Below are 12,631 nucleotides of genomic sequence, written 5' to 3'. Positions count from 1 at the left end.
GGACCGCGATCATGAGACACCGGAAGAGAAATGTAAAACTGGGGCGCTCCTCGGCGCACCGCAACGAGCTGCTCGCCAACCAGGTGTGTCACCTTATCCGGCGCGGCAGGATCCGGACGACGCTCACCAAGGCGAAAGCCCTCCGCCCCGTGGCGGAGAAGATGGTGACGCTGGGCAAAAAGGGCACGCTGGCGCACCGCCGCCACGCGCTGTCTGAGCTGCACCAGGAGGATGCCGTTAAACAGCTCTTCGATGAGCTTGCTCCCCGCTTCACCGATCGCTCCGGCGGGTATACCCGGATCCTCAAGCTCGGAGCCCGCTCGAGCGACGGATCCGAAATGGCCCTCATCGAATGGGTGGAGGCCGCCGAATCCGTCGGTCAGACCGGCTGAAGTCCGGTTCACGTCCTCCCCTTAAGCCCGGTGCGTGAGCCCCGGGCTTTTTTCGTCCACCCGTTCATCGCGACCCCGGTACAGCGATTCTCATTATGGCTTCACCCTTTTCGGTCGGGTTCGGTCGGGGTGGAACCCGACCCTCCCAATGCCCGAAAAGGCGTCGGATATCGACTCGGGAGGGACGGCTGCCACGCCGTCCGCGGTCGGAATGCGGCCATAATGAGAACTGCTGACCCCGGTATTGAAAAAATCGCTGAAATCGGCGATGGTGTCTCCCATATGCACCTCGGGCCGCAGATCCAAAAGGGAGGATTCCTTGATGCGCACCTTTCACGAAAGGGCTGAATCCACACACAGGGCTGTAATATTCACTTCCGCATGGACGCTCGTTCTCGCCGCCGCGCTCTCCGCCGGCTGTATGCACACGGGCGGCGGCTCCGCTTCCCGGGAGGCTTCGGCGGCCGAATCGCGTCCCGAGATCACCCACGAGGAAGCGGCGGGTATGATGGAGCAGGCCAGAGCGCTCTATGAACAGGGCCGCTACCGACGCGCCCTGATGCGGTGCGTCGATATATCTTACACCGCTCCGGAGACCCCCGGCCTCCGCACCCTGCGCGCGGAGGTGCTCGAGGCCCTGCAGGCGCAGCGCGAAAAGGAACTGGACGCCCAGCAGGAAGCCACCACCCGCGCGCTGGCACAGGACGCGCGGGAGCGATGGGATCTACCCGGCACCTACGGAATGCGTCGTTTCGTCGACCGCGACGAGGTCGAAAACCTCGAAGAGGACTATCCCCTCCTGAAACAGCTGAACAAGCCGGTTACCATCCACCTCAAGAACGCCTCGCTCAACCAGTTCATGCGGGTGATATCCGAAGACCGCAACCTCAACGTCATCGCCGACCAGAACCTGTCCGTGAAGGGAGGACTGGACGTCGAAGTCAGCAACACTCCGCTCTCCGAGGTGCTCGACTATATCGCCCGCAATTTCGGCGTGGAGTTCTACTTCGGAAAAAATATTCTCTGGATTACCAAGCCGAACCCGAAAGACGGGCCGATGTTCCAGACCCGCATCTTTAAACTGCAGCGCGGACTGCTGCTCCACGCTTCGGACTGGAAAGGGACGGAGAAGGGCAAGGAGGATCAAATCGCCGGGCTCTCCTCGCTCTCCACCGTACTCCCCGACGGCGAAACCTCCGTTGAAAAGGTAATCAAGCAGTTCGTACCGCAGCCCAAGGGAGCCGCGCTGCTGCTGGACCGCGACGCCCATTCGCTGGTCGTGAAGAACACGCCCGTCAACCTGAAAAAAACCGAAGAGATTATCCGCACGCTCGATACCTATCCGCCGCAGATTCTCATCGAGGCCCGCTTTATCGAGACCACGCTCTCGGACCTGAGCGAGCTGGGCGTCGAATGGATTCTGAACGATGACTTCAGCACGTTTCACTCCGACCAGGTCATCGTGGGGGGCGGGCCGAACGATCCGCTCGTGTCCTTTGACCGCTTCACGGGACAGGACGAACTCTCGCCGGTCGATGTGTTCAACGATTCCGACCAGAGCTTCAGCCTCGCCGACCAGGGTCTGAATATGACGTACCAGGGCATTCTGAACAACGCCCAGTTCCAGGCCGTGCTTCATGCCCTCGACATCTCGGGGAAGGGCCGCACGCTCTCGGTCCCCCGCGTGACGACCCTGAACAACACCCCGGCGAAACTGCGCAATGGCCAGGACTTCCGGTTCTATGATGAATTCAAGGCCCAGGCATTCGCGCTGGTCGACGCGAACAACCGGAAGTATACGGTGACCGCCCTGATGCCCTCGGGCGCGCCGAAGATGGAGGAACTGGGCATCACCCTCGTCGCGGTCCCCAGCGTCGGCGCCGACCTCCGTACCATCAATCTGCTGCTCCAGCCCACGATCGCACAGTTTGAAGGCTTTGAGAGCTACCAGTCCACGAACGTTGTCGCCGGTGCGCAGCAGGTCCAGCAGATCGAGGTCAAGCTGCCCAAGTTTTCCCGCAAAGAGGTCCAGACCCGCGTGGTGGTCGAAAGCGGAGAGACCGTCGTCATGGGCGGTCTCATCGACGTGGTCGAAAAAGACACCGAAAACAAGGTGCCCCTGCTCGGGGATCTGCCGTATATCGGCAAGGCCTTCCGCCAGGAGCACACCTCGGAGCAGACGCGCAACCTGCTCATTTTCGTTACGGCGACCGTCCTGTCCGAGCGCGGCGAATCATTGCTGCCCGCCAACCGGTTGAGCCGTTCGTCGATTAACCGCCCCGCCGCCGGGGAGCAGGCCGCCCCCCGTGAGCCACGGGCCGCCGCCGCTCCGGTGACGGAAGATCAGGCCGTCGTGAAGGAAACGCCGGCTGAAGAATCCGCTCCCGCGAAGAAGCCCGACGAAAAGTCGGCCCCGGAGAAGGACAAGGCCGACGAGAAAAAGCCAGCGCCGAAAGCCGAAGGGAAATCCGGCTAGCCCGGTCCAGTATGCCCGCGTACACCGAAGCTCTTGGACTTGATATCACCTCGCAGGGGGTGGCGGTGGTGCGCGCCCAGCGCCGCGGCCCGTTTCTTAAGCTGCAGACGGTGGGGTTTCTCCGTCTCGCCGGGGACGAAGAGGCGGAAGGCGATGTATTGCGCCGCTTCCTCGAGAGCAAAGGCGTGGCCGGTCGTCCCTGCGTGGCGGGCTTGAGCGGCGACGCGCTTCTGCTCCGCCTGATCCAGGTCGAACCCGATGATCCCCGCGGAACGCGGGAAATCGTCGAGGAGCAGGAGGAACACTTCGAAGGGGTCGGCGGCGAGGGGACGGTGAGCACCAGCCGGACGCTCAAAAAACTCGGCCGCCGACGTCGGCTCCTGTTCTCAATGACGAGAGAGGAATCGGTCCGCCGCGCGCTGGAACTGCCGCGCAACTCGCGCCTGAAGATCGTCGGCCTCGCCCCGCGCCCCGCGGCGGCGTTCAACGCGGCAGCTCTCCTGCTGGCCGGACGGGACGAGGCCTTCGCCACGGCATGGATTTCGGAGCAGTATACGGAGGTCATCTTCGGACACGGCCGGGAACCGCTGTTCAGCCGGCGATTCCTGGTCGGTCACGCCGAACTGGAACAGGGAGGCGAGGACGGTTCGCCCGAGACGGCTTTCGAGGAATGGTACTCGGAACTCCACGCCTGCCTGACGTCGTTCCGCACCCGCTACCCGGCCCGTAAATTCTATCCCGGCCGCCTTGTCATCAGCGGCATGAGCGAATTTCCGCGGCGTTGGCAGCAGCGGATCTCCGACGGCGCGGAACTGGAATGCACGCTGTTCCCCAAGTCCTGGCGCGCGCCGGGGCTCAAGGAGCCGACCCGGTATGCCGCCGCGGCGGGCCTGGCCCTGCGGGGTATCGGCAAGGCCCCCCTGGATCTGGATTTCCTTCCCGAACCGCTGAGGGAAAAGATCAATCTCCAGTGGCAGATGAAATACTGGATCCTCTCCGGGCTCCTGGCCGTACTCGCCGCCATGATTGTGATCACCTCCGAGGGCAACACGGTTGAACGCCTGCAGTCCTCCCTGCACCGCAAACAGAAACGCCTCGAACAGTTCAGCCAGCTCGAACAGGAAATCAAACGTTACCGCCAGCTCAACAGCCGGCTCCAGCGACGGGTGAAACCGCTCGAAATTGCAGTGCGTAACGGGCGCGTACTGCAGGCCGCGCTGGCGGCCGTGTCGGGATCCAAGCACGAGAACGACTGGATTACGCTGGTCTCCGACCTCGGCTCCTACCGGAAAGCGCGCGGGGTCGACGAGGATGACGAGGCGCAGGATCAGGACGCGGAGCTGCAGGAAAACACGGAAATGGGACCGCGCATCCGCCATCTGGTGGTCGAAGGCTATACCCCCGTGGCCGATCTCTCTACGGTGAGAGGCATGATCGAGAAATTGCGCAGTCATCCGCTGGTGGCCGACGTGGACCTGCTCCCCGACGACCAGGTCAGAGAGAGCGAAACACGCGAAGAGCGCTGGTCGTTTGCCGAGGCCACGCTGTTCGCCCTTGAAATCGAGATGATGCAGCCGTGACGGACCGGAGACCATTCAGCGCAAGTGTGTGGGAACGACGCGGGATCGTAGCCATCGTGCTCGTCACGCTCGTCGTGATCGCCGTCCTGCTGCTGGCGGTCTGGCGGCCCATGCGCAGCCGCAAGCTCCAGCACCTCGAACAGATCGTGGAACTGGAATCAAGGCTCAGTCCCTATACCGAGGTGCCGGAAGAAGAGAGCCTGCGCTACCTCGTGTCGTGGGAACGCAACCGCTACCAGCGCCTGCGGAAGCGCTGGGAGAGGCTTCAGGCCCACGTCCGGACCTTCGGCAAAGGGGTGACGCTCGCCGATATTCTCTCGACGACCGAAGAGGGACTGATCGATTACAAGGTGGCGCTGTACGCCGCCCGCGAACGGATCGCGGCCCGTGCCGCTGAAAAGAAGGTTGCGGTTCCGGCCGATCTGGGGATGAGCGAAAATATCGGCGCCGAAGAGAGCACCGAGACACGCCTGTGGCAGCTGGCGTCCACCACCGTGCTCATGGACCGTTTTCTCGAAACGACCATTCCGGAGGTGACTGCCCTCGAACAGGATCAGCCGCGACAATTCGTGATCGGCCATACCAACCAACAGGCCCTCGTGGAGTACCCCGTTTCCGTGGAGGCGGTGGCCGACTATCCGGGCACGCTGAAACTTCTCGAAGACCTCTCCTCGACTAATAACTTTTTTGCGCTGCGCCGCTTCTGGGCCGAACGGCAGGGGACCACCAACGGGCCCGTGCTCAAGCTCCGCATGATATGCGGCGCCGAACGGTTCAAGAGTACCCGCACGGAAGAGGAACTGGAGGAGGAACTCGATACACCGGAAGAGGAGACGGAGCCTGAAAAGAACGAAGCGGTCGGTGCCCGCCGGCCCGAACCGGAGCCGGAACCCGAAGCGCCCGAACCCGCGGAGGAGGCGGAATGATGGCCGCTTTCTGGCAGCGCCTTCAGAAACTCGACGTGCGCTGGGTCGCCGCCGCCGCCGCCGCCATGTTCTGCGCGGTGCTGATCTGGTGGGGACAGCGCGAATCGAGGGCCTACGAACGGGCGGGAGAGGTCTCCGGGCCGGACCTGCAGGCCGAAGCGGAAAGGCCGTCGGATGATTTCGCCGGGGCAGGGCGCGCCTATGCGCGGATCGAGGTCGACCCGGCGCAAAACCCCTTCCGGTCCGCGTACCTGACGGAGAAGATCAATCAGTGGATGGAGGCGCTGCGTAAAAAGCGCGAGGCGGAACGCAAGGCGCGCGAAGCCGCCGAAGCACGCAAAAAGGCGCAGCAGGAAAAGAAACAGGAAGAGAAACAGGAAAAGAAGGAGCCCCCGCCACCTCCGCCGAAGAAGACGATGACCCTGATCTACCGGGGATACCTGCAGCGTACCGACGGCGTCGAACGGGCGCTCATCGAGAAACAGGGCTCCGGCAGCGCGTTCTACGGCGAGGGGGCCAAAATTGACTGGGTGGAGGTCCGCGACATTATGAAGTCGGGCCTGGTGGTCGTCTCCGGCGACCACAAAAAGACACTCCAGCGCGATCATCCCGTGAAATTCACGGAGCCCTGACGGTCATGAGCAAGCGGTCGACATCCTCATCCGCCGGCCCTTCCGCCCGCTCCGACCTCCAGGAGCGGCTGGGGGAAGCGCTCGTCCGCCGCGGCACAATCAGTGAGGCGCGCCTTAAGGAATACCGCGACCGCGCGGCGTGGCTTAAACAGCCGCTGGACCGGCAGATCCTGAGAGACGGGGTCCTCGCCGAGAGCGAACTGCTCGAGATCCTCTCGGAATTGACCGGCATCCCGGTGCTGGCGTCCGCGGACCACGAGATCCCGCCGGAAATCGTCGATCAGGTTCCGCCTAAGGCCGTCGTCAATTTTCGCGTCATGCCCGTATCGCTGGAACGCGGCGTCCTGGTGCTGGCGACCGACCGCGTCCGCTCGGCGGCGGAGGAGGAACACCTCCGCGTGCTGCTCGGCTACTCGCTGCGCTGGGTCTTCTGCACGTCGGAGGAACTCTCGGAGTTTATCAAGCACTACTACGGGGTCGGAATCGCCACCTACCTGCGGATGGAGGGAGGATCCGGACGCAGGTCTCGGAGCGACGCGGAAGGAGACATGCCCGCCCTCGTGCGTGAAATCCTGCACGACGCGATCCGCTGCGGTGCGACGGACCTGCACCTCGAGCCCGAGGAGGACGGGTTCCGCCTGCGGTACCGGATCGACGGCGTGCTCTATACGGTGCCCACGCCGCGGGGGCTGAACAAACACGCCCGTGCGCTGATGTCCAGCGTCAAGGTCATGGCGCAGCTCAATATCGCCGAAAAAAGATTGCCCCAGGACGGACGGTTCAGCTTCGATCTCGACGATCAGAATATCGACGTCCGCGTCTCGGTGCTGCCCGCCACCGAAGGGGAGACGGTCAACCTGCGCATCCTCAACCGCCAGTCCCGGTTTATCAACCTGGACGAACTGGGGCTTTCGGAACGACAGCGGAGCTGGGTCGACGATATGCTCGCCCAGCCGCACGGCGTGATCCTGTTCACCGGCCCCACGGGAAGCGGGAAGACCACCAGCCTCTACGCGGCACTCGACCATCTCAATAATAACGAACGCAAAATCATCACGCTCGAGGACCCCGTGGAATACCGGATCCCGGGGATCTCCCAGCTCCAGGTCAACGGCGGCATAGGATTTACCTTCGCCAGCGGATTGCGATCCATCCTCCGCCATGATCCGGATGTGGTTCTCATCGGCGAAATCCGCGACACCGAGACTGCGGAGATCGCCGTCAGTGCGGCCCTGACCGGACACCTCGTGTTCAGTACCCTGCACACCAACGATACCGGCGGGGCGGTGACGCGGATGATCGAGATGGGTATCGAACCCTATCTCGTGGCTTCAGGACTGCAGGGGGTCATCGCCCAGCGCCTCGTGCGCAGCCTGTGCCCGCGCTGCGCCGTGGAGTGCGAGCTGCCCGCGGGCGTCAAACAGGATCTGAGGGAATCCGGTCTGGAGGGGATCGACGACGCGAACTGCCGTCAGGCACCCGGCTGCCCGTACTGCCGCTTCACCGGCTACCGCGGCCGTCGCGCGGTCTTCGAGATTATGGTGCTCACCGACGATCTGCGCTCGCTGATCTCCCGCCGCCTCTCGAGCGGCGAGATCATGGAGCGCGCGATCGAACAGGGTATGATCACCCTCTGGAACAGCGCCTGGGAACTCGTCCGCCGCGGCGAGACCTCGCTGGATGAAATGCTGCGCGTTACCAAACCCCTGCATAAGAAGGGATATTGATCCTCGGGAGAGTTTGAAACCTGAGGCCTGAGACCTGAGTCAGCCGGAATAAGAGAAGGCGGCCGCCGACGGGATCCGGCAACTCGACAACCTGACAACCCGGCAACCCGAAAACCCATCCCCAACCCCTGAACCCATTGTCCAACCCCCGACATACCATCGCGATCGGACTCAGCGGCGGGACGGACAGCGCTGTGGCCGCCGCATTGCTGCTCGACGAGGGCCGGGAGGTACTGGGCCTGACGGCGCGGTTTGTCGATCCGCCCGGCGGGGGCGGGGACGACGCCCGCCGGGCGGAGGAGATCTGTGAACACCTCGGCATCAGGCACGTCACGGTCGATGCGCGCGAGAGGTTCCGCACGAGCGTGATTCTTCCGTTCGCCCGCGAGTACGCCTCGGGCCGCACGCCTTCCCCCTGCATCGTCTGCAATGAGACCATGAAGTTCGGGTTCCTGATGGACGCCGCCGCGGAACACGGCTGCGGGCTGCTGGCCACGGGTCATTACGCCCGCCTCGAGGATCGGAAAGGGGAGGTCCGGCTGCTCCGCGGCGCGGATTCGCACAAGGATCAGTCGTATTTCCTGCACCGGATCGACCGCCCCCGCCTTCCGAAGATCCGCTTCCCGCTGGGCGCGTGGCATAAGGAGGACGTGAAGGCCGAAGCGAGACGGCGCCGCCTGCCCGTCCGGCCCAGCCGCGAGAGCCAGGACCTCTGTTTCACCGATCACGTATCGCGGGGCGCGCTGGTCGCTTCGCTGCACCCCGATCTTACTGGGGAGGGCCTCGTCCGCGATGAGACCGGGGCGGTGATCGGAAAACACGGTGGATATCACCTCTACACCCTCGGTCAGCGCACCGGCATCGGGGTCGCCACCGGTGAACGCCGCCATGTGGCGCATATCGACCCCGCGAAAAACGAGATCACACTCGCGCCCCGGTCACACCTCCTCCATTCCTCGTGCACGGTTCGCGCGCTCAACTGGCTGGTCGATCCGCCCGCGGAGGGAACGTTGCGATGCCGCGTTCAGCCGCGCTACCGCCACCGCGGCGGGTTCGCGCAGGTGAAGTACGCAGGCGGGGAAGCCGAGGTCCGCTTCGACGAACCGCAGTTCGCCCTCACCCCCGGCCAGGCCGCCGTCTTCTACGACGGCGACCGCGTCCTCGGCGGCGGGTGGATCGCCGCATACAGGTCGGACCTTCCTGCCTGACAAAGGGCCTGAGTTCAACATGGGGACACCCGGGGGAATATCGTACTCGTACTCAGCGAAGCGGTACTCGTACTCGAATTCCTTGAATCGGGGGAGTGGGATCGCGCCTTCGGCGCTCCGAGTACGCGTACGAGTGCGAGTACGAGTATATGTCCCCCTCCTCAACCAACCTTCATGTTCTTCATGGTTCTCTCTCCCCTCCGATCTGCCGCATCCCACCTTTCCCGGGAACCCTTCCATAAAAATCCACGAATAACCCTTTTTTTCCGCCGGGACACCCTGATTCAAAACTCACTTCAATGTTCACAGGGGGATTCGAGCGCGTCTTCGGGCAATGTTGAAGTCAGGAAAGGGGACCGCCGGGAAAGGCGGGTCGGTGGCGGCGTCATGCGTCGGGGTGCTTCCTGCGGTAGGCCGTCGGCGTCATCCCGTACGTGCGCTTGAAATACTCGCAGAAGCGGGAGGCGGAGGGGTAGCCGGTCCTCCGGGCGATCTGCCTGACGGGCAGTCGGGTTCGCCGCAGCAGTTCCTCGCCTTTCTCCATGCGGAGATTGCGCACGTAGTCCTTGAATCCCGCCCCGCACTGCTGCCGCATCAGACGGGAGAGGTGTCCCGGGCTCGTAAAGGCCACGTTGCGCGCGATCTCCCGGAGATCCAGCGGACGGTGCAGGTGGTAGGAGAGATAGGACCGTACGCGCGGCAGCGGATTCTCGGGTTCGGCCGGCGGAGCGGCATAGCCTTCGTAAATACGGAACCAGAGTGATTCCAGATGATTATGGATGGCGTCCTGGATGGCTACGGGATCAAACGAGCAGAGGACTTCGATCAGGTATTCCTGCTCCTCCACCAGGATCCGCAGATTCGGCCAGTACTCGCGGAGCCGGTCGCGGTGCAGCCCGGCGTGGACTTCCCATACCGCCTCCCAGTTCTCCACCAGCACCGGAAGGCCGGGGAGTTCGACCAGCGTGTGGTGGAGCCGGTAGTCCGTTCGATTGAAGGCCTCGTAATCCTCCGCCTTCAGGGCGCGTCTGAAATCGGTCGTCAGGGCGCTCAGTGCCCCGGCGGCCTTCTTCTTTAACGCCGCGCTGCGCATGATCTCGCCCGCCGCGAACTCCTCCAGCGCGATGCGCAGTCGGGTGACCGATTTAAAATAGTGCTCCGTGTTCATCGGGGGTCGATATATACAATAACGAACCACGGACTATACGGAAGAGCACATTCTGCTTCAAGAGAACGGAAAAAGGTTCCTGCGCGGCTCCGATTCCCATATACAGGCCGGAACACAGCACACGCATGCGGCCACGCCGCGGTTCTTGACGGGACAGGTTTTCAGTATGGGTACAGGAGCGAACACGGGAGTCCGCCTTCCGGCGGTGACCCCGGACTGGGACGGTTTTATGCGGACCGTACGACGGGAGGGTACGCCCGACCGCGTCCACTATTTCGAACACGGCATCGCCGATCATGTCATGGCGGAGATCGCCGGGCGGCTGGGGTTGTGGGAGGGAGGGTCGCCGGACGATCCGGATCAGGACCTCGAGCGAAGGCTGGCGGTCCATCGCCACCTGGGTCACGAGCTGTTCCGGGTCTTTCCGGAAAATGCGCGCATGACGGCCCCGAAGCTGGAGGGCGAGTGGTCGCAGGAGGGAAAGGGGGCGATCACCACCTGGGAGGAATTCGAGTCGTTTCCCTGGCCGGATCCGGGGGACGCGGATTACGCCGTGCTCGAAAAGCTGGACGGGATCAGACCCGACGACATGCGCGCGTTCCACGTGCTCGACCTGTGGGAGGTGGTCCGCGATCTGTTCGGATTCGAGTCGCTCTGCTTCGCGCTCTACGAAAACCCGGAGCTGGTCGGGGCGGTGTTTGAAAAGGTCGGTTCGTTCGTGGTGTCGGTGGCCTCCTGCCTGTGCGATTTCGATTCGTTCGGCGCGCTCTACATCGCCGACGACATGGGGTACAAGTCCGGCCTGATGATCGATCCCGGCTCGCTGCGCCGCTACCTGCTGCCGTGGCACCGGCGGCTGGCGGCGCTGGCACACGAAAAGGGGAAGCTGTTCTTCCTTCACGCGTGCGGAGACATGTACGAGTTGATGGACGATTATATCGACGACGTGGGCATCGACGCCAAGCACTCGTTCGAGGACAACATCGTGCCGGTGGAGCAGGTGAAGGCGCGCTACGGCGACCGCCTGACGCTGCTGGGCGGGATCGATGTCGATCTGCTCGCGCGCGGCAGCGAAGAGGCCATCCGCGCGCGCACCCGGACGGTCCTCGACGCCTGCCATCCCGGCGGCGGCTATTTTCTCGGAGCGGGAAACTGGGTCACCGCCTACATCCCGCCGGACTCGTATTTTGTGATGCTCGACGAAGCGCGACGGTACGATATCGCTAAAGCTGAAACGAGGAGCCGGTCATGAACCTTACCCGAAAAATCCTGGGCACACTGGCGGGCATCGGGCCGGGGCTGTTCGCCATCGGCTATACCGTCGGCACCGGCAGCGTGACCTCGATGAGCAAGGCCGGCAGTCAGTTCGGCATGCAGCTTTTGTGGGTGCTGGCCCTCAGCTGTTTCTTCTCGTGGATCCTGCTCGAGGCTTCCGGGCGCTTCGCGCTGTGTTCGGGGGATACGGCGGTCCACGGCTGCCGGCGGCACATGCCGGCCGGAAACGTCCTGGCCGTCCTGGTGGTGATCGGGGTCGTCGTCGGCCAGTGGTGCTGTCTCTCCGGCCTGGTCGGCCTCTCCTCCAGCGCGGTCTACGAGGCGTTGCGGCTCTTCATCCCTTCGCTGCCCGAAAACGCCTACTGGCCCGTACTGGGCATCGCGGCGGTCGTGATGGCGACCATGTACGCCCTGCTCTGGCACGGCGGCTACTCCTTCTTCGAGAAGGTGCTGATCTTCTTCGTCACCATCCTGGGACTCTCCTTTATCGTCTCCATGTTCATCGTCTTCCCGCCGGCCGGCGAGGTGGTTCGCGGGTTTGTGCCGACGGTGCCGGACGTGCCCGGCGCGACGCTGATGATCGCCGCGTTTGTGGGCACGACCATGGCGGCACCGACCTTCGTCGTCCGCCCGCTGCTGCTCAAGGCCAAGGGGTGGGGGGCGGAGGATCACCGCCGCCAGTCGATCGATGCCTTCAGCGGCGCGGCGCTGATGTTCGTGGTCAGCGGTTCGGTGATGGCCTGCGCGGCCGGGGCCCTGCACCGCCGGGGCATGGAGATCCACCATGTGCTGGACATGGTGCAGAGTCTGGAACCGGTGGCGGGGCGCTACGCCGTGGCGCTGTTCCTGGTCGGGACGCTCAGCGCCGGGCTCTCGTCCGTATTCCCGGCCGCGATGGTCGCCCCGCTGCTGATCAGCGACTACCGCAACGGGGTGTTCGACAGCAAGTCGAAGCTGTTCCGCATCCTGACCGCGGTGGCCTGTGTGCTGGGCCTGGTCGTGCCGGTGCTGGGCGCCAATCCGATCGCAGCCCAGATCGCCACGCAGGTCTCGCAGGTGTTCATCCTCCCACTGGTGGTCGCGCTCTTTATCGTGCTCTGTAACAAGCGGTCGATCATGGGCGAGCGCAGGGCCGGGTTCTGGCTGAACGCCGGCATGGGGACCGCCCTGATCTTCGCGCTGGTCATGTCGAGAAACGCCGTGGTCGCGCTGATGGAACTGATCGCGTCATGAGGAAGGGTGATTCG

At 63.8% G+C, this 12,631-nt stretch carries 11 protein-coding genes; 9 read left to right on the top strand and 2 right to left on the bottom strand.

The genetic code is table 11. The annotated features are described in order from the left end of the window. The first annotated feature begins 11 nt into the window (after positions 1-11). Positions 12-392: a 50S ribosomal protein L17 gene (rplQ, locus tag L21SP4_RS08270; protein ID WP_052882212.1), complete on the top strand. Its 381-nt coding sequence runs from the start codon at positions 12-14 to the stop codon at positions 390-392. Positions 393-485: 93 nt separating this feature from the next. On the opposite strand, the gene L21SP4_RS13115 is transcribed toward rplQ, so the two are convergent. Then, on the bottom strand, positions 486-698 hold the full coding sequence (locus L21SP4_RS13115; protein WP_052882211.1) for a hypothetical protein: 213 nt from the start codon (positions 696-698) through the stop codon (positions 486-488). 115 nt (positions 699-813) lie between these two features. Here L21SP4_RS13115 and L21SP4_RS08260 point away from each other — a divergent pair, with 115 nt between their 5' ends. From L21SP4_RS08260 to mnmA, 6 genes are all read left to right on the top strand, one after another. Beyond that, positions 814-2,868, top strand: coding sequence for a type II secretion system protein GspD (locus tag L21SP4_RS08260; protein ID WP_160300763.1), 2,055 nt, complete (start codon positions 814-816; stop codon positions 2,866-2,868). 11 nt (positions 2,869-2,879) lie between these two features. Further along, on the top strand, positions 2,880-4,448 hold the full coding sequence (locus L21SP4_RS08255; RefSeq protein ID WP_052882209.1) for a hypothetical protein: 1,569 nt from the start codon (positions 2,880-2,882) through the stop codon (positions 4,446-4,448). Further along, positions 4,445-5,374: a hypothetical protein gene (locus L21SP4_RS13110; protein ID WP_160300761.1), complete on the top strand. Its 930-nt coding sequence runs from the start codon at positions 4,445-4,447 to the stop codon at positions 5,372-5,374. The genes L21SP4_RS08255 and L21SP4_RS13110 overlap by 4 nt, the downstream gene beginning before the upstream one ends. Further along, positions 5,371-6,006: a hypothetical protein gene (locus L21SP4_RS08245; protein ID WP_144413805.1), complete on the top strand. Its 636-nt coding sequence runs from the start codon at positions 5,371-5,373 to the stop codon at positions 6,004-6,006. The genes L21SP4_RS13110 and L21SP4_RS08245 overlap by 4 nt, the downstream gene beginning before the upstream one ends. Before the next feature lie 5 nt (positions 6,007-6,011). Further along, the gene (locus L21SP4_RS08240; RefSeq protein ID WP_052882206.1) at positions 6,012-7,733 is read left to right on the top strand and encodes a GspE/PulE family protein; all 1,722 of its coding nucleotides are present in this window, start codon (positions 6,012-6,014) and stop codon (positions 7,731-7,733) included. Positions 7,734-7,870: 137 nt separating this feature from the next. After that, the gene (mnmA, locus tag L21SP4_RS08235) at positions 7,871-8,941 is read left to right on the top strand and encodes a tRNA 2-thiouridine(34) synthase MnmA (protein WP_052882205.1); all 1,071 of its coding nucleotides are present in this window, start codon (positions 7,871-7,873) and stop codon (positions 8,939-8,941) included. Between the two features lie 385 nt (positions 8,942-9,326). Here the strand turns inward: mnmA and L21SP4_RS08230 are convergent, their stop codons facing one another. Continuing rightward, positions 9,327-10,109, bottom strand: coding sequence for a helix-turn-helix transcriptional regulator (locus tag L21SP4_RS08230; RefSeq protein WP_052882204.1), 783 nt, complete (start codon positions 10,107-10,109; stop codon positions 9,327-9,329). A 166-nt stretch (positions 10,110-10,275) separates the two neighbouring features. Between L21SP4_RS08230 and L21SP4_RS08225 the strand changes: the two genes are divergently transcribed. Together L21SP4_RS08225 and L21SP4_RS08220 are read left to right on the top strand one after the other, a co-directional pair. After that, entirely contained in the window at positions 10,276-11,361 is a 1,086-nt protein-coding gene (locus tag L21SP4_RS08225) for a uroporphyrinogen decarboxylase family protein (RefSeq protein WP_096335072.1), read from the top strand. Beyond that, a complete protein-coding gene (locus L21SP4_RS08220; protein WP_052882202.1) occupies positions 11,358-12,617 on the top strand; it encodes an Nramp family divalent metal transporter in 1,260 nt (419 codons plus the stop codon). Before L21SP4_RS08225 ends, L21SP4_RS08220 begins: the two co-directional genes overlap by 4 nt. Positions 12,618-12,631: the final 14 nt, after the last annotated feature.

The organism is Kiritimatiella glycovorans (assembly GCF_001017655.1).
Classification (GTDB): Bacteria; Verrucomicrobiota; Kiritimatiellia; order Kiritimatiellales; family Kiritimatiellaceae; genus Kiritimatiella; species Kiritimatiella glycovorans.
Note: the sequence above shows the minus strand (reverse complement) of the source record. Positions and strands in the feature narration are given on the sequence as shown.